Genomic DNA, 25,150 nt, shown 5'->3' with positions numbered 1-25,150 from the left:
AAATTGCTGCAAGGAATTAAGTATAATATATTTACTTTTCTGTCTTTAAGGTCTTTTTAATGAAAAAATATTTATCTGCATTATTAATAATATTATGCACATCAACGATAGCCAAAGCAACGCCTCCACCCATTCCAACAGAATCTATATCAATTGCATTTGATGAAAATAGCGATTTTAATCATATGAAAAAAATAGCTGTGAATCTTTGCAATAACGCTGATAAAAATAGTTACGCAACGCAGATCATGTGCCTTTATGCACAAAATGCAAATATAAGCAATGATAGTAATCATAGCCCACAATACCAAGGAATATATATTACCTTCAAAAGCCCACAACAATTAATTGAAACTGCTCATGCTGCTGAAAAGGCTTGCTATTATGGCAACAAAAATAATACAGTAACCACAATCATGTGTGAGTATGCAAGAGCAACAAAAGATCGACTTAACTTGATCCAAAGCTGCTTAAAACAGCCTTATGAATCAAATAATTTTAAAGACATTAACTACTGTATCAATGATGGATATAGAGGATTTAATCATCCGTAATCTTCAATATTGAAAACATTTCTGTAATTCGCTAAAGTTATTGAGTTTTTTTATAGAATTGGAATAAATTATGGATCTATCTAAAATTGCCCCTGGTAAAGATGTACCAAACGATATTAATGTTGTTATTGAAATTCCCAAAGGATCAAAAGTCAAATACGAAGTTGATAAAGATAGTGGTGCTGTTTTTGTTGATCGTGTCGTATTCACCCCAATGGTTTATCCCGCAGCTTATGGGTTTATCCCTAATACACTGGCTGCCGATGGTGATCCAATTGATATGTTGGTTCTATGTCCAGAACCCGTTATCCCTGGATGCGTTATTCGTGCGCGCCCGATTGGCGTATTGAAAATGGAAGATGAATCAGGCATGGATGAAAAAGTCATCTGTGTTCCTCATGACAAAATTCACCCTGCCTATACCAATATTGCAGAAGTCGGCGAATTACCTGAAATTACTCGTCAAGAGATTGAACATTTCTTTACCCACTACAAAGACCTTGAAAAAGGAAAATGGGTTAAAATTCAAGGCTGGGATAACAAAGCTAAAGCTTGTGAATTAATCGAAACCGCGATTAAAAATTACAAGAAATAATATCATATATTATACGAGGCTATTAAATAACGACTGCCTCGTATAATAATCAACATAAAATACCTTATCAAAATCAATTATTAAATAATAAAAGTAAGTTTTTAGATTACATTCCACTTTATAAATATATAATTTTATATTTTATCGTTATTGATAACATTATCTCATAAGAGAAACTTTAACGACGACTATTGGAACGTTAAACTCACCAGCTAATAAACATTATTGGGTCAAATATCATATTATATTATATAATTATTTATCCTATAGTATATTCGTTAAAGAAAACAACGTAGCTCTTCTTTCCTACTACCAATCCAGCTCGTGCCCCAGCAAATCAAAGACCTCGCGACGTATTTTCATCAAAGCTTCAGCATCCCGATGTCTTGGATATTGCATGTTCACCTTGAACTCGCCAATAATATGGGCTGGTCTTTGACACATCACGACAATACGGGTCGCCAATAATAATGCCTCCTCAATATCATGCGTTACCATTAACCCAGTGAATTGCTTTTGCTGCCATAAATGCACCAACTCTTTTTGCATCGTAATACGGGTTAAACTATCCAACTTTCCCAAAGGCTCGTCCAAAATTAATACGCTGGGGTCATTGACCAATGCCCGTGCTAACGCCACACGTTGGGCCATTCCCCCAGATAACTGGGCTGGATAGGCATTATCAAATCCTTGTAACCCAATCATTTCTAACATATCAGAAATGGCTTGATTATCTTTTTTACCTTGGATTTTAAAACCTAGTTCAACATTTTGCCTGACTGTTAACCAGGGATATAAAGTCGGATCTTGGAATACTACAATGCGAGAGGGATCAGCAGACCGAATTTCGTATCCATTCGCTTTTACCGAACCTTCTTCAGGGTGTTCAAGCCCTGCCACCATACGCAATAATGTCGATTTTCCACATCCAGAAGGGCCTAAAATAACGACAAACTCATTGGGTTCGATTGTTAAATCAATATCATTTAAGACAGGAAGCTCATGGTCATCAAGACTATAACTGTGACTAACCTTCGTGATTTCTATTTTCTGTTGTTTTTCTATAACCGCTACCATTTAATGCTTTCCTTTTGCCAACGTAGCAAACGATTTCGTACTTTAAATAATAACGTCATAAACGAAGTACACATCACCGCCATAATGAACAACGCCGCGTACATATTTGGATAGGCTGCCCAACCCTGGGCCCATTGCATATAAAAGCCCAAGCCAGCTTTGACCCCCAGCATTTCCGCAACAACCAGCATATAAAAGCAAGATCCAAGTGCCATAAACATACCAACAAAGACAAAGGGCAATGCCGCTGGAATAGCTACATGTCGAATTAAGAATAAAGGTTTGGCCCCCATTGTTTTGGCCACATCATAATATCCAGGATTAACCCCTGCAATTCCAGACCATGTTAATATCGCTACTGGGAATGCCGCCGCAAATGCCATCAATAACTCGCCTGCAATAAAACTAGAAGGAATAACTGCAAACAATAAAGGTAAAAATGCTACAGGAGGTAATGGCCCTAAGAAACGTAAAATTGGATGTGCCCAATAACCAAAACGCAACGACCATCCCATTCCAACACCAATAGAAAAACCAATAATGCACCCTAAGATATATCCACCAACCAACAACATCATTGAATGCACCAATGCATCCAATAGTTTCAGCCAGTCGGTAATGAAGACATCCAGTAATTCTTGTGGCGCACCAAAAAAGGGTCTGGGCAATAGTAGGAATTTCGCCTGAATCACTTCCCACAATCCAATAAACACAGCCAAGGCCAAAATCCACGCACCATAATAACGAACCTTATTAAGGGGCAATGTTAATGCACTTAATACAGCTACACTAACGCAGGCAAGGGCAAATGTTGTTGTTCTTGGAAAGTCGTCTGCATTTGGGATCAAATAAGTCAAAGCCCCAGTGATCAGCCACGCAATCGCACCAACGACTTGGGGCCAATAGGCATTTATAACAATCTTTTTCATCCAGTAAAAAGATCCTGTGTTACTTTTTTCGCATAGGTTTCAGAATTCAACGAAGACGGAAATACACCAATTTGTTTGAGCTGATTGGCATAAAAAACTACATCTTTTTGCAATTGCCATCCAACAGACTGTTCGTGCGTACCTTCTGTTTCCAAGATTGCTGCCAATTCTTGGGCAGAGACTTTGGGCGCATATGGTTCAAACATTTTGGCTGCTTCCATTTTGTTATGATGTACCCACTGCCCAGCTTCTAAAATTGCTTGGGTGATAGCTTTGGCAACCATGGGTTCCTTACGAATCAAAGACCCCCTTAGGCCAACAACACAACAGGCAATATGCTTCCACTGCCCTTCCATATTGGAATCAATAGAAATTAACTTATTTTTAGTTTGGAATAAATGTGCCAATGGATCATCCAGACCTGCGGCCTGAATTGCACCACGTTTTAAAGCAAGTGGTAGCATATCCTCTGGAAATTGTCGCCAACTGACCTCTTTTTCTGGATCTATTCCTATTTCTTTAAAACGCATACTAAAGAAGTTTTTGGCGGGACCGCCAATATCACCAACTCCAATAGTTTTGCCCTTAAGCGCAGCAAGAGTTTTAATATCACCGTTTTCTGGTGCCAATAAGTGCAAACAGCCTGAATGTAATCCAGCAACTAATTTAACGTCAAATCCTTGTTGTAAAGGTTTTAACCACCGTAATGCCATCCCTGATGCACCATCTGCCTTCCCTGTAGACATGGTCTCTAACATCTGATCAACAGAACCAGCAAAATCTATGAAATTTACGTCTAGATTATATTTTTCAAAAAAACCTTTTTGTTTGGCAACTGGAAAAGCAGCAGTACAAATCGAATCTGCACTCCACGCTAGGGTGATCTTACGCGGCTTACCATCCAGCTTTACCGCAGATCCAAGATCAGGAAATGGTGACCCCTCATCAGCCAATGCTTTACCTATACTGCCCGATAAGATTGTCGCCCCTGAAACAGCTAATAAAGACCGCGAAAACTGACGACGATTTAACTTACGAAAACCCATAATTTTTCCTAAATGTTTTAAAGAAAATAAAATGTTATTGAATTTAATATTTAAATACTTTGGTTAAAAATACAATTATATTTTACGTTAAAATATGATTATACAATTTTAAATGTATAAATAGCACACAAAAAATGCCACTTAATGTCATAAGTGGCATCAAATCTTTTATTCAAAATCTTATATTTAAAGGTTTATGGATTTTTTAAGGCTAGCTCTGCTGGGGAATTACCTAGATTTAACGAAGGTTTACGACGATGCACTAAATCATCAATTAATAATTCATAATTCTCAAGATAATCTGTCAACGACAGACTACGTTCAGCTTCTGCACGCGCTGCTGTACGTAAATTTTGTGCTAGAATTTGATCCTCTAATACCTCTAATACATGATCTGCAAGTGCGTTTGGATCTAAAAATGGGGTTAGTAGGCCCGTTTTACGATCCGCAATAAATTCTTGAACGGGTTGCGTATCACTGGCAACAATCGCGCATCCCGTTGCCATCGCTTCACGCAAAGACCATGATAGAACAAATGGATAAGTCATATAGACATGAGCATCAGAACGTTTCAATAATTGGCCAAAAACGTCATATGAAACCTGTCCAGCAAAATGCACACGCGACATGTCAAGCTTGTCGCTCAGCTCTCTTAGCATATATTCACGCCAAGATAATCCACCCGCTAAAGACGCGCCATAACTAACCTGATCACGTCCGACCATCACAACCTTTAAATCTGGACGTTCATTTAATAATTTTGGTAATGCTCGCATAAAAATATGAAAGCCACGATAAGGTTCTAGCCCACGTGCAACATACGTTAACAACTTATCATGAGGTGAGACAATAAAATCTCCAAATTTTACATCTTGCTTGCGAACTGACTGATCTGGCGCACATTTTTGAAGATTCACACCCTCACGCAATATAGTCATTTGTTGCTGAGCCCATTTGGGATAGGTCGAATGTTGAAACAAAGTTGGGGTTTGACCCCATCCAGGATTGGTTGCTGAAATTAAATTTATAGTATTTTTTATTCGAACCCGAGAAGGTAAGAGTTCATCTGCAGGAAATTCAGGATCAAAATTGACATCTAATCCGTCTGAATGGTAATAAAATTCGCAATAGTGAATAACTGGAACATCTGGGTATATGTCTTGCAAATTCAACATTTCACCCCATCCTTGATGCCCAATGATAATATCAGGTATAAAACCTAGATTTTTAAGAGTCTTGATCGTTTTATAAACTTCTTCGCCTCTCTTAATGGCTATATCCAATTCCGCTAGCGCAGTATGTATTCCTGGTGTAACTTCGACCGTTTTATAAAAAACAGATCGAACGCCCTCTATCTTATTTTCAGAAGATTGACTGATAAAAATTATCTCGTTATCGGGTTGTTTAGCCAAATGCCGAACAATATGCAAATATTGTCCTGGAAAATTCTGATGAATAAATAAATATTTCACAACAGAAACCAATTCATTAAATAAAATTATACCCATCTATTTTGAATATGATGGGGTGTTAAAAAATAAATGTATATTTTTGCTTAAATATACATTTTTGGATTATCATTTCTTCTTAGAACTTGCTTTTGCCACCGTTTTTCGTTCAACGGGCTTGGCAGAAGCAACCTTGGAACTCGATTTTTTTAACTTAATATTACTTCTCACAGTTTTATTTTCTGTTTTTTTATTAATGGTTGGTGTTGATTCTTTAACTTCAACAACTTTCTTGGCAACGGATTTACCATCAGCAATAGAAATTAATTCGAAACACAGTGCTTCTAAAGGGGCAACAGATTCTGCTGCTAGTGTGGTGTCATCTTCAACAGGTCCAAGTTTGGTTCCATCAATAAAAGTAGCTGTCAGACGCGTACGATATTTTTTTGCTGCTTCGCCACTCAATTTAACGCGCAACCCACATAATGGTAAAGCCATGCCTCGACTACCACAAAATTGATTCCCCTTGTACCAAGGAGACATCCACCCTTTACCCAAAACAGCTTGATATTCGATATCTTCCGGATCGATATATTTATTGACCCCTAAACCAAACCCTTCAATCCAGGTTTTACTGTCTGGAATCCCAATCCAATCGCCTAATTTTACTGAAACATCACCCATACGCTGTACATGGGCAAAAATTGTAATATCATCCTCTTGGGCAGAGGATGACTGTTTTACAGCTGCCTGTTGTGCTTGTAAGGACTGATCTTGTTGCTGTTTTACCTCTGTTGATACAGGTAAATTATTAGGCTGATCTGGCGCATCATTTAAACGCACGACTTGCAATTTGGGGGCAGGAATTTGATTAGCTGGATTTTGGTATACAGTCACTAAAATTAAACCAGGACCACCAGAAACACGAACCAAAGCTGCACTTTTTTCAGCCCCCAACCAACCATCTTGTTCAAAAGTCTCAACATTAACATGAGCACTTTGTTTAAATGGAGGTAGACAAATTCGTAGCCCAGGAAAACCAAACTCATCTGCAGCCGCTTGATTAGGGGCATGATAAATACAATATAGCCCTGCATCCAAGCTCATTAAGTGACCGTTAACGTTTAAATCAATAACGCGTTGCTGATTTTGATTCGTTTTTTGTTTGGTTTCTGACATTCTACGAGTTCCTATTTTTAAAGCTATAATTTAATATACATTCTTTAAATAGACCAAAGAAATGATAATAACTACTTATAAACTACTTTTAATTTTTCATATCTTGCTTTTTTGCAAAAGTCTAACAAAATATTATTTTGATCAATAATAGATAATTCTGGCGAAATAACCCACCCTCGTTGTGTTGTTTTTATCCTTTGTGCAATTGCTCCCAAATCAAAGGCAACTGTTTTCAACCCTGCACGCCAAGCAATGCTTAAAGCATAACACCACGTCTCTGGCCAAATTGCTGGAAAGAACGCTATGTCTGCCTGCTGTCGATTTACCAAATCAACTGCCTCTTCTTCCTTATAACTGCCTGTAATGAATAAACGATTACTATTAAGAAATAATTGGTCATCAACCGTACGTCCCACCAATACAAATTCTAAAGGCAAATCTCTTTGATCTGCATCAGCTACCAAAGCCTTTAAAATATCAAAACCTTTTTCAATTCCGATTGCTCCGATTAAACAGACTTTATAAGAATGTGTATAAATATCTTTTTGTATTTCTGTTTCAGGGATTTTGTCAGTATGTTGTGAAAAAAATGCCAGTTGTTCGATAGTTAAATCTGGACGATCATCCTCTAATTCTTCAACATCAATTTTCTTAAGCATTGGAAAATGCTTTTTAATTCTTGCTGCCGTATCTTTAGAAGGGGTAATGACACGTTGTGCATGCATCAATTCATTTTGTGAACGTTGAATCCAAGAATCCATGTCAATTAGATTTTCTCTACTTGCTGGCATTAAGTCAACACATGCTTGACATTTAGATAATTGTTTAGGTTCGCCACAATATCTTTTATCAGCATTTAGCAAAGATATTCTTGGACAAAAAACCATGTAATCATGTATATAAACATGATAAGGTATCGATAAATCATATAATAATTGACGCACAGCATCATGATGATTTGAAAAATGATGGACCTCTAGAGATTGGATATCCATTTTTTGTAAAAATTGCAACAAAATAGAGTATTCGCAAGGTAGACTGAAAACAAGGTTGGGATATAACTCTGTAATCTCATTATAGAGTATCGTCTCAGATTTAAATTGTATTTCTAACTGGCACCCATCACCCAATATTGTTGGTCGTATCAATATTGGTATCATTCCTTTTAAGCGTAACTTATATATACGTTCTTGAACCGCACGTTCAACCCCTCCCCCATAAGCATGGGTAATGATCAAGGCATAACGATATACAATACCTTGTTTTTTCTTGGCCTTATAAAAATTTTGTAAACGTTGTATATCCAAATTACGACGATAGTTACGTAAAAAATCCCGATCCATATAGGTTTTTACCATTTGATCGTAACCAGGATATAAATCGTTTAAAATCTTAATGTTACGCCTTAACAAAGCATTCTTACTGCGTTGAAAAGAAACGCCACCTTTATGCCCGACAAAAACATCTGCAGCCACAACATGACGCCAGCCTAAATGTTGAGCACGCATACAAAAATCGTTTTCTTCACCATATCCTTGGGCAAATAAATTCTCTCTTAACAGGCCTGTCTGCTTAAGACAATCATGACGAATGTACATACAAAAGCCATGCGCTGTGGGGGCTTGAACAACCACCCCTGCATTTACTTTTTGCATTAATCGCATTAAAGATTTTACTTCTTTAATAGAAGGCACAGGATTTTCTTGATCATAATAGGGATAAGAAAAAATACTGGCATCATTTGAAAACGGTGTAACGGTTCCAATATCTATTTGGCTATAAGCTGCTTTACGTAAAGATTCTATCCATCCTTTAGCCACCAACGTATCACTATTAAGTAAGATAACATCATAACCAGGCCACGCACGAATACCACTGTTAACCGCACCTGGAAACCCTTTGTTTTCATGATGTTGAATTAAATAAATCTGCTGATTGTCAACATTATCTCTTAAAATATCTATTAATTCACTCTCAGGCGAACAATCATCTACAAGCTGAATAATCACATCATCAGGAACTGTCTGTAAAACTGCTTCTACACAAGCAATGGTTTCCTCTATTCCTTTATAAACGGGTACAATGATTACCAAACCCATTGCTTTTTTTGATGCAATCTGAGGTTTTTCTCCATAAAAAAAGGCAGAAACTGGAACACATAACTGATGTTTTTTCGTAATACTTCTTAGTTTTTTTTGCTTTGGAATCAATATCCATGGATCAATTGGACTGCCAATTAAGTTTCTTTGTTGTTCGTCTTTAACTGCATATAATTCAGGAGAAAAATCCTCTAAAGGTAATTTGAAGCATTTGGCGCGAAATAGCGGCACGTCCAAATGCGCAATTTCGAAATAATCTTGAACAGTAATTTGCTTCTCAAGAATGTTCTTAGAATTATAAAAACTTAATACAGGTAATCTTTCTGGTTCAGCAGGATACCACAACCATCCAGACATATGACCTTGGTCAATTTCAACAAACCCCTCTGTGCGACAAATACTTTGTATATCAATCGGACTACCAAGTAACGAAACACCATCTTGTTGCACATGCAGATCTTGGCAATCTTGCCACCCTTCTGGTAAATTAAAATATTTGTTATTAGTCTCGCCCAAATAATTATCATCTAAAAACAAAGAAACTGAGCCTGGTTTGAAAGTCGAAATCCATGCCTGCCCCATAGAACCAACTAATCCACAACACCCATTCATTTGCAATTTTTTAGTTAAATTAATAACTAATGGCCACGTTTCCAATACAGGACAGTGATGTGATAAGGCATGTTCTAGAATGGTCAATAACCGATCAAAATCTTTCTTTGTCGCTATAACCAAGGCTAGCGCCAGCCACCCTTCATAAAAATCAAATTTACCCATTAAAGGATTAAGAAGTGTATAGGCTTGATCATGTTGCTTTTGCTTTAAATATAACATAGCCAAATCAAACGTTATATTTGGATTACGTAGTGCTAGACGATGGGCACGATCCATCCATTGAATGGAGGCTTTTATGTTCCCTTTGTTTTTTTCCTCTTGGGCTCGAATATAAGCAGATTGCGCATTTTGCCTTATGCGTTCCATTCCTTCTGCTTTTTTACGAGCATATTCTAATAATTTTTCTTGTTTTGTTTTTGGCACCGAAACCTCTTAATGTTGTGCCTTTATATTGCAATAAAGTAAAAAAATTAGAAATTGGTTAATTACTTTTTACAAAAAATAATCCAGGGGCAATTTCTACATTATTATTTTGCTTTTTGTCAGAAACATGATCCTGCGTAGCGTTATTTTGAATACCATCAGGTAATGCGCCAAATTGTTCTAAATGATCTAAATCGGTTTGAGCTTCTTTTTCACCGTTATCCTTGGCAACCCCCAACCAATAGCGTGCCTTAATTAAATTTTGCTCTTCAACTAATCCTTTTGCAAAATATCGCCCTAACATTAACTGAGCTTTTGGGTGTCCCTTCTCGGCAGCTTTAGTAAACCATTCTTGTGCTTTAACACGATCTGGCTCTATATGGTTTCCGCCGCCATACATTGCACCTAGTGCGAACATTGCAGGTATATTTCCTTGTTCAGCGGCTAAATGATAATACTTTAAAGCTTCCTGTGCCATTATCTGACCATTATTGGCATAACCTTCTAATAAAATGCCGGCCCACAGCAGCTGCGCCTCTGCAAAACCAGCGTCAGCTGCAGAAGCCATCCATTTATACCCCTCTGTGATATCTTTGTCCCCACCTGTTCCTTGAATCAAAAGACGAGCATACCAATATCGTGCAGGAACAATTTCTTCACAACATCTCCTTAACCATTCCCTTGCTTGCTTCTCTTTTTCAACATCAGAGTTATTACTATTGCTTTTCAATAAGGCCATAGCCAAGTTAAACATAATCGCTTGATTGCCTTGCTCAGCCCCAGGAATCAAAAACTCCTGTATAATTTCGTCCAAATCAATAGAAGACTGAGGTAATTGTAGTGCAAGATCACCCAAAGTAATAATTGAAGTCACATCTCCTTTTTGGGCTGCACTTTTAAAAAAATGGATTGCCCTATCAACAGATTTTTCAACCCCTAAGCCATTTAAATATAATAACCCTATGGTACGTATTGCGGATAAATGACCACATTGTGCAGCATATGAATACCAACGAAATGCTTCTGTATAATTGGGCGGAATATCATCGTTTCCTTGGCCGTTCATATCTGCTAAAACAACCGCAGCTTCGATATCCCCTTTCATAGCTGCTTTTCGAAGCCAAGTTTCAGCCTGAATAAAATTCTGCTCTACACCCTGTCCTTTTTTTAAAGCAACACCGTACAAAGCTTGGGCCTCACGAATACCCAACTCAGCTGCTTCTTTATAATATTGTGCTGCCTTTTCATAATCAAGAGGAACCCCTTGTCCCGTAGCATACATAACACCAAGCTTTTGAATGGCAGAACCCATTTTCCTTTCTGCAGCAATCTTTAAAAATTCTGCAGCTTTTGCATAATCCTCTTGCGTTGAGCCTAGTCTTAATAACAGCAATCCTTTACCCATATACCCTTGGGCAGAATCTTGAGCAATGGCCTGGTCGTATAAATTTAAAGCCTCCTTAATAACATCTTCATCATTTGTATTTAAAGATAATAGATAAGCATATAAAGCCTGACCTTCAGCATAACCATTTTCAGCAGCTTTTTTTGCCCAAAAGCGTGCCTTATCTAAATCAGGTTTAATCGTTTCGTAATTTTCTTTTACAACATCTAATAAATTAGCACCAGTAACTTCCTGTGTTTCGGGAACGCCTTGCATGTATAGTAAAGCCAATATGTGCTGGGAAGGAACCCATCCTCCAGCAGATGCAGCTTCGTGCCAAGATACGGCATCCCGAATACTTAAAACAACACCGTGCCCCCCCAAATAACACATACCCAACCAATACTGAGCTTCTGCGGATTGAAGAGCTGCTGCCTGGGAATATTGTTCAAAAGCAACCGTATAATTTTGTTCATCATAAGCTGCTTTTGCTTTTTTCAAAAATTTATCAATTTTCTTCTCTTGACGCTTTTTTGAAGACCCAAATAAACCCCGCACTACCACTCTCCCAACTTTATATTTTCATTATTATTGAGGATCCCTCATCCCCTGTGATAACTTAGGAATGAGATTATTCATTAGATACTGTGCAACAGTTCGTTTCCCAACATTAATATCCGCCTTAACCGTTAAACCAGGCATAGGGTGAAAGAAATTAGGAACCCCATGCAATGTATATTTCTCAATCTTCAACCGTGCTCTGAAAAACGGTTTCTCACGAAATGTTAGCGGAGCAGCACCTAGACGGTTGGTTTCTTGTGTCATATCGCCAGGTTGGAACACATCTGGGCTAATTTGAGTGACAACTGCTTCAGCACCTCCATATTGCGTATAGGTGAAAGTATCAAACTTAATAATTGCCTTATCACCAAGTTTTAAATATCCAACCTCATCACCAGAAATAGCCGTTTCTACTTCTAGTCCTGTTCCAACAGGAATCAAAGTGATAAAAGGAGCACCAGCATTTAATACAGATCCCACCGATCCTTTAGCAATTGATAAGACAATCGAATCTTGCTCAGCAGTTAATAAAACCTTTTCCTGACGTAGTTTTGCTTTTTTATAATCACTCTCATTGGTGGATAACTGCTTTTGTACATCTGTCAGCTCTTTATAAACTTGACCTTTCCAATTTTCAATATAGGCGGTTTTATCAGCTTGCAAACTAGCAATTTTTTTCTCTGTTTGGGTTACTCCTTGCTGAGACGTAATCAATTTACTTTCAACGTCCATCAATGTATCTTGGGCACCCAAAGTCGATAGCTTACTACCTACCTCTTCATCTTGCAATTTTCGACGCATTTGATGGACATCTGATGCTACTTGAACACGACCGCGCAAAACAGCAACGCTAGCCTTGTAGTTTTTTAACATTGCTAATTGTTCTTGAATTTTTTGATCAAAACCTTCTACCTTGGCGTTATATTCCAACTTACGTTTTAAGAATGCATTGCCCTGTTCAACAGAATAAGGATTAGAAGGGTCTACAGTATAATTCTTTTCGTCAGCCTCTGCCCGTAAACGATCGTATTGTGCTTGCTCACTACTTACTTGCACACGCAAATTATCAATGTCAGCCTCTGTCAATGTCGGGTCAAGATGTGCCAAAATTTGCCCTTTTTTTACAAAATCTCCTTCTCGAACATCAATAGATTTAATGATACTTTGTTCTAATGGCTGAACAAGTAGAGGTGTTGCTGTTGAAACTAACCTTCCATCCGCGGTCACTACTTTATTTAATGGAAATACATACATACCGATGATAGAAAATAACGCCAACGCACTGACCAACCATGTCAAATACTGAGCAGAAGCCGTGGGAGGCATATTAATTGCAGCAGAAGTTGGCGAATGAAACTCTAATAAAGCAACAGGCATGTCTGCTTGAAAGCTATCATCCTTGCCTGCATCAGGTAAAATATATCCATCAGGCACGTGATCTTCATCATCATTTTTAGCGGGTTGGGAATTACTTGCCCCCTGAATGCTTTTAGAAGTTGTCTTAGTAACATCCAATGTTTTATTTTGATCCGTTATATCGCTTTGGTTTGATTGAACGCCATCAGGCAACTGATTATTGTTGTTATCATCTACCATGATTACGCCCCCTCTGGAACCAATGAATCATCAGCTGAATTATCTTTTTTAGCCTGCTCGCGCGCTTGAGTATGTCTATTTTGTTGCAGCCACAAGGTTCTGTAAATTTCACAATTTTCCAATAACTCTTCATGATTACCAATAGATTGCATAACCCCCTGATCCAGAACCAAAATTTTATCACAATTTACCAAAGAAGATAATCTATGTGAAACAATAACCATTGTGCGCCCCTTTGCAATACGCTCCAAGTTGGCATTAACTAGTGCTTCACTCTCTGGATCTAAAGCTGAAGTTGCTTCATCTAAAATCATAAATTTTGGATCTAAAATTACTGCACGTGCAATCGCTAACCGTTGCCGCTGCCCACCAGAAATATTAGTCGATCCTTCCTCAATAAAAGTATCATATCCAGCAGGCATACGCTCAATAAACTCTTCTGCCCCTGCTAAACGAGCAGCGCGAATAACATCATCCATCGTCAATCCTGGACGACCAGCTGTGATATTATCCCGAATAGTTCCACGAAATAAGAAGTTATCTTGTAACACGACACCAAAAGAACGACGCAAATGTGTCAAATTAATTTCGCGCAGATCTACCCCATCTAGCCTCAGAAAACCAGTATAGTTACGACTGACCCCCTGTAGCAAACGCGTAATCGTTGATTTACCGGAACCACTTCGACCAACTAGCCCTAACATCGTTCCAGCAGGTATAGAAAAGGTTAAATCTTTTAATGCTCTATTACTACCACCAGGATAAGTAAAATTAACTCCCTCAAAGGAAAGCGCTCCGATAATTTTAGGGCGTAATCCTGTCGTTAATTCTTTCGTTTCTGTTGGGTTGTTTAATATCTCACCAGCTTGCCCCAAAGAAGTTTGCACTTCTAGCATCGACGACATTAACTTTGCTAACCCTACCAAAGGTGCAGCAACACGGCCACCTAACATCATAAAAGCAACAACAGACCCAGCATCTACGCCAGAAGTAGGATCGCTAATTGCAATAAAAGCACCAATAAGAATAACACCACGATTAATGAAGAAATCTAGCGGCATAACTAAAGTTTCAGGCCAATTTTGCATCCTTGACGTCGATAAACGCCATTTAGAAACCTCAGCAATGACCTCGTCCCATTCCTGCCGTCTAGCAGGTTCAAGTGCCAAGGTTTTAACGGTTCGAATGCCAGCAACCGTTTCATACATCATCGAACCACGAGTCATTTCTGCTTCAATACGTTTGTTGTACAGCTTCATTAGAGGGGGCATAAATGCGACAACCAGCAAACCAATTGCCCCTGCTGCTGCAACTGTCATCCATGCTAAAGTTGCACTGATGTAAAACAAAAAAGGCAAGATCACGACAAGGGTAAATAAATCTAAAAATGTTGATAATAAACGCCCCGTAATAAAATCACGAACCTGATAAATTTGAGATACTTTACCCACAATCCGCCCCGCCTGTTGACGTTCAAAGAATTCCAACGGTAACGACAATAAACGATTATAAGTGTGAATTGAAATACGTGCATCCAGACGGTTAGCCAATACAGCCGTTAATTCACGACGTGCATAACTAATTAATACTTCATAAAAGCACAAGACAATTAAAAGTCCAGTAATCGATATTAATGTCGCTGTCGAATGAAACGCAATCACGCGGTTTACAACCTGCATCACAATGAAAGCAGGAAAAATTTGCAAAACACTAATAACCATTGACGCAATTGCAATATCGCGTAACGATGCCCGTTCTCGCAACACCATCTTAAACAACCAAGCAAAATTAATCTTGGCATCTGCTTCAGACAGATTACGATTTCGCTTAACCAACAAGACATCGCCTGTCCAAGCTTGACGTAAGCGGAATTCGTCTACGGCAACAGGTTGATCAGTTTCTTTACCCAATGGATCTCTTAAAAAAACCACCCTTTTTTGAGGATTAACCCCAACCATTAACCCAGCAGAACCGTCCTTAAACATCAACACAACTGGAGGAGAATTGTATAAACGAATAAGATAGCGCCATTTAAGACGCATTCCCTTGGCAACTAAACCTTGCCCATTCAACCAACGCGCGAGCGTTGCTGGAGAGGGAGAATCTTCACCAGGTTCTGTCGCAAGGTCACGCATATCCAAATCAATACCATGATGCTTTGCAGCAGCCATTGTAGCACGAATACGGATCATCATTGGTGAAAGACGGGCGTGCGTTGATTGTGCTTCGTCTTTGGCATTCCCAGACCCTGCCTGAGGGGGAGTATTTTTTGGTTGATCCACCGACCATCCTCTATCAATAATCTCAACAAAATAACTTAGTATTTCTTCGAAAAATCAACAATCTGCGTTAAAGACAGAATAAATGAAATAATTATATAATTATTTCAATTACAATCTGATCTTTCAGAAACACCACGGAACATATCAAGTATATAATTATAATTCAAACCATTTCCAATTATATAGAAAAATTAGTTTTAACAACCCAAAAATCAAAAAAACAACTTCTAAACTTTAAACAATACATATAAAATAACTTTTTTTACGATTGATAGTGGCTATTCTATAATCTTGAACATTGGAAACCATTTACTACCTCTATAATCTACTCATCTTGTATAAAATAAAATATAAATGATTAAAATCCATATCCTTATTTACATCTATGCGATATAAACCAAAAATCAAATAATATTACACTTCTCTGAAATTAGGCTTGATCATTTATGTCTGGACAAAGCAAACTTCTTAATAAATTACAGCACCATATTCTTCTTTGTGATGGAGGAATGGGATCTATCGTTCAAATGCTTGACCTTGATATCGATAAAGATTTTTGGGGCAAAGAGAACTGTACAGAAGTTCTAAATTTATCCAGACCTGATTTAGTTAGAGATATCCATCGCCAATATTTTGCAGCAGGCGCAGATATTGTCGAAACCAATTCTTTTGGGGGATCGATCACAACCCTCAGTGAGTTTGACCTGCAAGACCAAACACGTGAAATCAATAAACGCGCAGCTGAGATTGCCAACGAAGCCGCGGAATCCTTTGCTGACAATAAGGAGCGTTTTGTTGTTGGATCTATTGGCCCAGGAACGCGTCTACCTTCTTTGGGTAATATTGCTTATGATCCCTTGGAAAACGCCATAACAGAACAATGTCGCGGGTTAATTGATGGGGGTGTTCATGGATTTTTAATTGAGACCTGCCAAGACCCCTTGCAAATCAAGGCCGCCGTCAATGCCGCCAAAATAGCACAAAAAGAAGCCAATATTTTCTTACCAATTTTTGTGCAAGTTACTATTGAAACAACAGGCACTTTATTAGTCGGCAGTGACATTGCCGCGGCTGCCACCGTTATTGATGCTCTTGATGTTCAAATGATGGGCATGAATTGCGGAACAGGGCCACGTGAAATGGCTGAAGCCATCAAATGGTTATCTCAATACTGGCCCAAACTAATTTCTATGCAGCCCAATGCAGGCCTGCCTGAACTTGTTGATGGGAAAACACATTACCCACTATCTCCAGAAGAGATGGGACATTGGATGTCACGTTATATAGAGGAACAAAAAATTAATATGATCGGAGGATGTTGCGGCACTAATCCCAATCATATTGCCGCAATGCATAAAATATTATGTGAACGTGCCCAAAACGAAGGGACCACCTCTGACCGCCCAAAAATTATCGAACGAACCCACCACTGGGTGCCATCCGTTGCCAGTCTGTTTACCTCAACCCCTTTACGTCAAGAAAATAGTTTATTTTCAATTGGCGAGCGTTGCAATGCCAATGGTTCAAAAAAATGGCGAGATCTTCAAGCCGAACAAGATTGGGATGGATGCGTTACAGTTGGTCGTGAACAACTAAAAGAAGGATCGAACGCCCTTGATGTCTGTATGGCCTTTGTTGGACGCGATGAAGATGCTGAAATGCGCGAAATTATTCCCAGATTTACTTCGTCAATCAATGCTCCCTTAGTTATTGATTCAACAGGTACCGATGTCATTGAAAGTTGTTTGAAACTTCATGGGGGTAAACCGATTATCAACTCCATCAATTTCGAAGATGGCGAGGAAATAGCAGCCGAGCGTATGGTTTTGGCTCGTAAATTTGGTGCATCGGTCATTGCATTAACCATTGATGAAGTGGGAATGGCAAAAACGCCCGAAGACAAATTACGCATTACCCAACGGCTGGTTGATTTTGCCTGCAATCGATATGGATTACCACAGTCTGATTTAATGATTGATCCACTAACCTTTACCATCGCCACAGGGGTAGAAGATGATCGCAAATTAGGATTATGGACATTGGAAGGCATTAAAGCGATCCGCGATGCTTTTCCCGACATTCAGATAGTTTTGGGATTATCGAATATCTCTTTTGGATTAAATCCTGCTGCTCGTGCGGTTTTAAACTCTGTTTTCCTACATCACGCTCAAAAAATGGGCATGACGGCTGCCATTGTTCATGTATCTAAGATCCGCCCTTTACATTTAATTGACGAAGCAGAAATCAAGGTCATGGAAGATCTCATCTTTGATCGCAGGGAGGGTGACTATGATCCACTTAAAAAAGTTCTCGAAATTTTTGCCGATCGTAAAGCCTCACAAGCAGCTACCCGCCCTATTGCCTCTACGATCGAGGAACAATTACATGACCGTATCGTAGATGGTAATCGTAAAGGGTTAGAAGACGATTTAAAAAGAGCTATGGAAACCTATCCACCATTGGAAATCATCAATAACCTTTTGTTGAACGGAATGAAAACCGTTGGTGAACTCTTTGGTTCGGGCAAAATGCAGCTACCTTTCGTGTTACAATCAGCAGAAACCATGAAAGCAGCAGTCTCTTTTTTAGAGCCTTTCATGGAAAAAACGAACGAAGATACCAAAGGCACTATGGTCTTAGCCACGGTCAAAGGTGATGTTCACGATATAGGCAAAAATCTTGTTGATATCATCCTAAGCAATAATGGATTTCGCGTTGTTAACTTAGGAATAAAAGTTCCTGTCGCTGATATGATTAATGCAGCCAAAGAACATCGTGCCGATGCTATTGGCATGTCTGGATTACTGGTTAAATCAACCGTAATTATGAAGGATAATTTGCTTGAAATGGCAGAACAAGGATTAAATATTCCTGTTTTATTAGGTGGCGCAGCCTTAACCCGTGCCTATGTAGATGAAGATTGCGCAGAAGTATACAAAAAAAACAATGGTTTAGTTGCCTATGCACGCGATGCTTTTGATGGTTTAACATTAATGGAGAAAATCGCTAGTGGTCAGCTAGATGATTACGTAGCTGCACAAAAGGTACAAAATAAACGTCCTAAACGAAATAACAAGAAAGAGACCATCACAGCAATACCCATCTCTGCCGAAGAAGCAACTAAACGTCGTCAAGATATGGCCCCAAAAGAGGATGTTCCCACACCACCTTTTTGGGGTGTCCGCAAACTTGAGGCAAAAATGAAAGCAATATTGCCTTTTCTTAACGAACGTTCTTTATACCAATTACAATGGGGAATGAAAAAGCAAGGCAAGACTCTAGAAGAGTTTTTAGAAAATGCCAAAACGTCTTTACGTCCTATCTTACACAAATTAATGGACGAATGTGAAAAAGAGAATATTCTGCAACCCCAAGCATTATATGGATATTGGAAAGCCGCAGCAGAAGGCGAAGACTTAATTCTATTTGATGAAGATGGTCAAACAGAATTATGCCGTTTTACCTTGCCCAGACAACATGGTGCCAACAGATTTTGTATTACAGATTTTGTTCGCGATATTCAAGATCCTGTTCGTGATGTTATTGGACTGCAAGTTGTAACCGTTGGACAACAAGCATCTGATACAGCTAGAGTTTGGTTTGAAGAAAACCGTTACCAGGATTATCTATATTTACATGGATTGTCCGTTGAAATGACAGAAGCAATGGCCGAATATACCCATCAACGCATGCGCTCTGAACTAGGTTACATTAGTGAGGACGACCCCGATATGAACAAATTATTAATGCAAGGTTATCGTGGTTCTCGATATTCTTTTGGATATCCTGCCTGCCCTAATTTAGAAGATCAAAAATATATTCTTGAATTATTAAAAGCCGATCAATTGGGAATAACCCTATCTGATGAATGGCAACTGCACCCCGAGCAGTCAACATCTGCGTTAGTAATTTTCCACCCAAAAGCAAAATATTTCATTATTTAATATGTAATTTTTTTTCCATTACTTATCCGTAAGTAATGGAAAAAATTTAATAAAACGGTTGTTTTCAGACACTTCCCCTTGACCTTGGTAAAATGTAATCCAACGGTTGACATATTTTATACCTATAATAAATAAACTGACATCAGTTAAAAATATTATGTAAAATACTCAATCTATAAAATATGTAATTGTTCTTAGTAAGTATTCAAATAAAAATTATTTTAAACACTATTTAAAATTATAGTTTCTAAACTATATTTATTGTAAGATTAGTAGATAATAGATGAAAAATATATCGACTAATTGTCAATTTATTGTCTCTCTTATTGATTAACAAAAATGAAATACCATATAATAACTCAAACAAATAACTTATTTGAGAAAAAAAATGATCATTAAACATTACTATATTACAAAAAAGAGAGAAAATTCGATTTTAGACCTTATTGATAAGAAGCTTTATTTGCGCAAACTGTCAAAAGATCGGTCAAAAGTCTACCTCTCTACTCTCGATATGAAAACAGCGCTAATTCATAATAAATCAGATATTTTGGATGTGATAGATCTAAACTCTATTACTGCGTCAGAATATACACTGAAAAGCCATAAAAATAATCAATTTTATTGTAGCCATCCCTTGGGAGAAACAACGCGGATTGCGTACTTTGAAGCTAATCGTAGCGAAGCCAAAGCTTGGGAAATGTTTAACCTGAAAAAAAGTAAAAATATCGTTGTTAGCCAAACAATTCGACATAAACTTCAAGAATTGAACCGATAACCTTGTATAAAAAGTTGGCCTTTTACACTACAATGTAAAAGGCCAACCACACTGCCTATTCTTAATCTCTTAGTAAAAACTTATATTAATAAAACAAGACACTTCAAATTTTAATAGATCAATCTGAATAATTTTTTGAAAAAATTACTTAAGGAAGATAAACAAACCTTAACAAAAGGTTTAATATTTGTAAATATTTATTTATCTATAAGGTGAATTTATATTTAGCTTTCAACCATCATATTATCTACCATTATTTACACTTAAAAAAATCAAAATATTACCTTAATAAAAGAATTGTATGATAAAACTAGATATATGTATAATCATACCCCCTAAGCAGTTTTCATATTGAAACATTTTAATATCTTTATAAAATTTGAATATTACACGAGGACAGTCATTGGACTTTGTTACTATCATAGACCTTGCGGGTAGTGTTGCCCTCCTATTATGGGGGGTGCATATGGTGCAAACTGGCGTACAGCGTGCGTTTGGGGCAAGGTTGAATCAAATTTTGTCCAAAACATTACGTAACAGAGTTCAAGCTTTTTTTGCTGGTCTGGGGATTACTGCCATTTTGCAATCATCGACTGCAACGGGATTGATGATTACCAGCTTTACGGCAAATGGGGTTATTGGTTTGCCTTCTGCTTTGGCGGTTATGTTGGGTGCCAATGTTGGTACTACATTGATTGTTCAACTCCTTTCTTTCGATGTATCGCGCATTGCTCCACTTTTTGTCCTTATTGGCGTCATTATGTTTAGGCGTTGTACAAATTACTTTCGTGATTTGGGACGAACCTTTATTGGATTGGGATTAATTTTAATCTCATTACACCAATTTTTAGTTATTTTACATCCATACACAAATCAGCCTACACTACGATTAATGTTGGGAAGTATTGCCGACTTACCCTTGATCGCAGTCGTTATTGCCATGGTTTTAACGTGGATTATGCATTCATCTGTTGCTGTTATTTTATTAATTGCTTCTTTTGCTTCCCACAATGTGATATCGGCAGAAACTGCTTTTGCAATGGTGCTAGGATCGAATATTGGTACAGCCCTTAATCCTGTAATAGAAGGGGCAGGCAAAGATGCAGTTGCCAAACGCTTACCTATTGGTAATTTATTAAATCGTGTAATTGGGGCTATAATTATTTTAGTTTTCCTATCCCCAATTACAAATTGGTTTGTACATTATTATCCTGATGCTAATCGATCGATAGCCAATTTTCATACGTTATTTAATATAGTTACAGCAGCTGTTTTTCTGCCTTTCTTAACACCATATGCAGAACTCTTGAAACGCATCTTACCCAGACCTAAAACCGAGAAAGCTGAAGATCCATCTAAACCTATTTATTTAGATAAATCAGCCATTAAGCAATCCCCTATGTTAGCCATCGGTAATGCTACACGAGAATCTTTACGTTTATGTGATGCGCTGGAAAAAATGCTGAGCGGCGTGGATAATGCCCTAAAAAGCAAAACCCCCCAAATCGCAAGTGAAGCACGTAGAGTCGATAATACTCTCGACAGACTGACCAGTTCAATCCAAAGCTATGTCACAGCACTTGATCCCGAATCTTTAAACCGCAAAGAACTAAATCAAATTGAGAGAATTCTAACTTTTTGCACCCAAATCGCCAATGCTGGGGATGTCTTAGATCGTAATGTTTTGCCAACTGTGCAAAAAATGGTCAAGCAACGTATTGTCCTGCCCAAAGAAATGATGGATTTACTAGAAGATATGATGATCCGTATTCATAAAAATCTGCGTATTGCAGCGACATTGTTGATGAACGAGGACGAAAGCATCGCCAGAAAATTAGCCGAAGAAAAAGACATTTTTCGAGAAACCGAAAATCAAGCAAATTCTATTTATTATCGCAGGCTGCGAGAAGAAACAGAGGATAAGAAAACACAAATTCAATTTGGTTCGTTTATGTTGGAATTGGCACGTGATTTAAAACGCACCAATACTCATGTTGTCGCATCATCGGCCTATCCAGTACTAGATCAATCAGGGTTATTATTACCCAGCCGACTACAGCCTGAAGACCGAAATCAAAACGAGACTATTAATCAAGACATAAATGAAACAATCGATCAAGATACAGTAAAACCTTCGCTTTGATATAAGCAAATATGATTGCTCAATTCAAGGTTACTTTAGTAATATTTCAGTATTAAAATAATCTGTTGATATTTCTAATTCAGACTCCAAAAATGTCAATGATTTATATATTGCAACCATTTACCTGCATTTACTTCATTTTAATATTAAAGTGTAAAAGATTATTCTGTAAATCACCACTATTACGCATATATAATATGATGATAAATATTCATTCTCTTATATTCCATAGACATAATGGTCAAAAATATTTTATAAAGAACCATTGATATAAATGAATTGTTTAATTAAAAGTACCTTTTTAACACTTTATTAATAAAGAGGGATACCTTAATCAAGTGCTAGATACTATGAACTGGATTGATCTGGTTTGTCTTGGTGTTGTTATCCTTGGGGCATTGTCTGGATTGACCAGAGGATTTACTCGAGAATTTATTGGCTTGTTTGGGTGGATTATTGCGGCCAGCCTTGCAAATCGTTGGTATCCTGATTTAACCCCTAAAATTACACCCTATATCAGCTCAGAGTCTGTAGCTAATATTATAGCATTCATTGCAATCTTTTTGTTAGCGTCCATTGTTATAAATACACTGGCAAATGTGATTGTAGGACAAAATTCAACGCGCTTTTCTATACTTGGGCGATTAGATAGAATATTAGGAGCTGTTTGTGGCGGGGTGAAAGGATATGCTGGATTAGCCATTATTTATCTAGTTGGCAGTATTCTTGTCCCAGGATATCAGTGGCCAGAAACACTACAAGAAAGCCAAGTCGTTCCCTATATTTACAAAGGGGCTGTTTACATTAATGACTTACTACCCACCTCTATGCAAAGAGAGGTTGTAGTCCCCCAACTTAAAACGCCTAGAATGACAATCCCCCAAGCCCCATCCTCAACAAAGGATACCTTTTCTTATCCTGATAATAATGACCCAAATACATCCGCTCAACCTTAACCCTAAAATATATGTTTAAACTTTAGCACCTAATATTCTCAATATTCCTCTTATTTACCATGGATTTATTATGACCCTCCCTGCTTCTTTACAAAACCAAGACTGTTTTTCTATCGAAGATGATAAACTCCACGAAGAATGTGGTGTTGTTGGTGTATGGACTACACAAGATGCAGCATCACTAACAGCACTGGGTTTGCATGCATTACAACATCGTGGCCAAGAAGCCAGCGGTATCGTGACTTTTGACGGACATCAATTCTGCACCCATCGTGGATTGGGATTGGTTGGCGAAGTTTTTGCCGACCCACAAATTATTGCAAAATTACCAGGTGGCAGTGCTATTGGTCATAATCGCTATGCGACAACAGGCGAAACACAAATTCGAAATGTTCAACCCTTATATGGTGATTTCGAGTTTGGAGGATTTGCCGTTGCACATAATGGTAATTTAACAAATGCACAATTATTAAAACAATCACTGGTACGTCGTGGATGTTTATTTCAATCCAGCACAGACAGTGAAGTGTTCATTCATTTAATTGCAATTTCACTTTACACAAACGTTATCGATCGGTTCATTGATGCCTTAAAACAAGTTCAAGGGGCCTATTCACTGGTTGCTTTATCTAAGGATATGTTAATAGCTGCCCGTGATCCGTTAGGTGTACGTCCTTTAATATTGGGTAAACTACCACAAGGCAAAGAGAAGAAATCTTGGGTCGTAGCCAGCGAAACCTGCGCTTTGTCAAGTATGGGTGCCGAATTCGTCCGCGATATTGAACCTGGTGAAGTTATCATTATCAATGATGATGGTATTCAATCCATCAAACCATTTTCAAATGTTGCCAACCGTTTTTGCATATTTGAATATGTTTATTTTGCACGCCCTGATTCTGTCATTGAAAACAAATCCGTTTATATGGCTAGAAAAAAAATTGGTGCTGAATTAGCCAAAGAATGTAACGTCGATGCTGATGTTGTTGTTCCTGTTCCCGATTCTGGGGTGCCAGCCGCAATAGGATACGCTGCAGCTAGCAAGATACCCTTTGAATTAGGTATTATTCGCAGTCACTATATCGGACGTACCTTTATTGAACCTACAGATCAAATCCGCCATCTGGGGGTAAAATTAAAACACTCAACAAACCGCAGTGTTTTAGAAGGGAAACGCGTTATTCTAATTGATGATTCAATTGTTCGTGGTACAACCTCCAAAAAAATTGTAGAAATGGTCAGAGCCGCAGGCGCAACAGAAGTACACCTACGCATTGCCTCACCTCCAACACAATATTCTTGCTTTTATGGAATCGATACACCCGCCCAAGAAAAGTTACTGGCTCATACCCATAACATCGATGAAATGTGTAAATTAATTGGCACAGATTCTTTAGGTTTTATTTCTTGTGATGGTTTATATCGCGCATTAGGAGAAGAAAAAAGAAATAACTTTGATCCACAATATTGTGATGCTTGCTTTACAGGGGATTATCCAATTCCGTTAACAGATCATGACAAACAATTAATTAAGACGAAATAGT

Annotated in this window: 16 protein-coding genes; 7 read left to right on the top strand and 9 right to left on the bottom strand. The window is 38.0% G+C overall.

Annotation, left to right across the window (positions count from 1 at the left end; all coding sequences use genetic code 11):
* Window positions 1-59: 59 nt before the first annotated feature.
* The gene (locus tag QJV27_RS10425; RefSeq protein ID WP_281448864.1) at window positions 60-554 is read left to right on the top strand and encodes a hypothetical protein; all 495 of its coding nucleotides are present in this window, start codon (window positions 60-62) and stop codon (window positions 552-554) included.
* A gap of 70 nt (window positions 555-624) precedes the next feature.
* On the top strand, window positions 625-1,149 hold the full coding sequence (gene ppa, locus QJV27_RS10420) for an inorganic diphosphatase (RefSeq protein WP_281448863.1): 525 nt from the start codon (window positions 625-627) through the stop codon (window positions 1,147-1,149).
* A gap of 309 nt (window positions 1,150-1,458) precedes the next feature.
* On the opposite strand, the gene QJV27_RS10415 is transcribed toward ppa, so the two are convergent.
* The 9 genes from QJV27_RS10415 to QJV27_RS10375 form a co-directional block, all read right to left on the bottom strand.
* Window positions 1,459-2,226, bottom strand: coding sequence for an ABC transporter ATP-binding protein (locus tag QJV27_RS10415; RefSeq protein ID WP_281448862.1), 768 nt, complete (start codon window positions 2,224-2,226; stop codon window positions 1,459-1,461).
* Entirely contained in the window at window positions 2,220-3,155 is a 936-nt protein-coding gene (locus QJV27_RS10410; RefSeq protein ID WP_281448861.1) for an ABC transporter permease, read from the bottom strand. The genes QJV27_RS10415 and QJV27_RS10410 overlap by 7 nt, the downstream gene beginning before the upstream one ends.
* The gene (locus QJV27_RS10405; protein ID WP_281448860.1) at window positions 3,152-4,201 is read right to left on the bottom strand and encodes an ABC transporter substrate-binding protein; all 1,050 of its coding nucleotides are present in this window, start codon (window positions 4,199-4,201) and stop codon (window positions 3,152-3,154) included. Before QJV27_RS10405 ends, QJV27_RS10410 begins: the two co-directional genes overlap by 4 nt.
* 194 nt (window positions 4,202-4,395) lie before the next feature.
* Window positions 4,396-5,673 (bottom strand): glycosyltransferase family 4 protein, encoded by a 1,278-nt coding sequence (locus QJV27_RS10400; RefSeq protein ID WP_281448859.1) that lies wholly within the window; start codon window positions 5,671-5,673, stop codon window positions 4,396-4,398.
* Between the two features lie 105 nt (window positions 5,674-5,778).
* The gene (locus tag QJV27_RS10395; RefSeq protein ID WP_281448858.1) at window positions 5,779-6,828 is read right to left on the bottom strand and encodes a hypothetical protein; all 1,050 of its coding nucleotides are present in this window, start codon (window positions 6,826-6,828) and stop codon (window positions 5,779-5,781) included.
* A gap of 71 nt (window positions 6,829-6,899) precedes the next feature.
* Window positions 6,900-9,965 (bottom strand): glycosyltransferase, encoded by a 3,066-nt coding sequence (locus tag QJV27_RS10390; RefSeq protein WP_281448857.1) that lies wholly within the window; start codon window positions 9,963-9,965, stop codon window positions 6,900-6,902.
* A gap of 58 nt (window positions 9,966-10,023) precedes the next feature.
* Window positions 10,024-11,907: a tetratricopeptide repeat protein gene (locus QJV27_RS10385; protein WP_281448856.1), complete on the bottom strand. Its 1,884-nt coding sequence runs from the start codon at window positions 11,905-11,907 to the stop codon at window positions 10,024-10,026.
* Between the two features lie 30 nt (window positions 11,908-11,937).
* On the bottom strand, window positions 11,938-13,506 hold the full coding sequence (locus QJV27_RS10380) for an HlyD family type I secretion periplasmic adaptor subunit (protein ID WP_281448855.1): 1,569 nt from the start codon (window positions 13,504-13,506) through the stop codon (window positions 11,938-11,940).
* A 2-nt stretch (window positions 13,507-13,508) separates the two neighbouring features.
* The gene (locus QJV27_RS10375; protein ID WP_281448854.1) at window positions 13,509-15,788 is read right to left on the bottom strand and encodes a peptidase domain-containing ABC transporter; all 2,280 of its coding nucleotides are present in this window, start codon (window positions 15,786-15,788) and stop codon (window positions 13,509-13,511) included.
* A 446-nt stretch (window positions 15,789-16,234) separates the two neighbouring features.
* Here QJV27_RS10375 and metH point away from each other — a divergent pair, with 446 nt between their 5' ends.
* The 5 genes from metH (at window position 16,235) to purF (ending at window position 25,149) form a co-directional block, all read left to right on the top strand.
* The gene (gene metH / locus QJV27_RS10370) at window positions 16,235-19,732 is read left to right on the top strand and encodes a methionine synthase (protein ID WP_281448853.1); all 3,498 of its coding nucleotides are present in this window, start codon (window positions 16,235-16,237) and stop codon (window positions 19,730-19,732) included.
* A gap of 388 nt (window positions 19,733-20,120) precedes the next feature.
* Window positions 20,121-20,510: a hypothetical protein gene (locus tag QJV27_RS10365; protein ID WP_281448852.1), complete on the top strand. Its 390-nt coding sequence runs from the start codon at window positions 20,121-20,123 to the stop codon at window positions 20,508-20,510.
* Between the two features lie 403 nt (window positions 20,511-20,913).
* Window positions 20,914-22,653 carry a Na/Pi cotransporter family protein gene (locus QJV27_RS10360; protein WP_281448851.1) on the top strand — a complete coding sequence of 580 codons (1,740 nt, stop codon included), beginning with the start codon at window positions 20,914-20,916 and terminating at the stop codon, window positions 22,651-22,653.
* Window positions 22,654-22,991: 338 nt separating this feature from the next.
* Entirely contained in the window at window positions 22,992-23,609 is a 618-nt protein-coding gene (locus tag QJV27_RS10355) for a CvpA family protein (protein ID WP_281448850.1), read from the top strand.
* 70 nt (window positions 23,610-23,679) lie between these two features.
* A complete protein-coding gene (gene purF / locus QJV27_RS10350) occupies window positions 23,680-25,149 on the top strand; it encodes an amidophosphoribosyltransferase (RefSeq protein ID WP_281448849.1) in 1,470 nt (489 codons plus the stop codon).
* Window position 25,150 lies beyond the last annotated feature (1 nt).

This window comes from Commensalibacter oyaizuii, from assembly GCF_029953265.1.
Taxonomy (GTDB): domain Bacteria; phylum Pseudomonadota; class Alphaproteobacteria; order Acetobacterales; family Acetobacteraceae; genus Commensalibacter; species Commensalibacter oyaizuii.
Note: the sequence above shows the minus strand (reverse complement) of the source record. Positions and strands in the feature narration are given on the sequence as shown.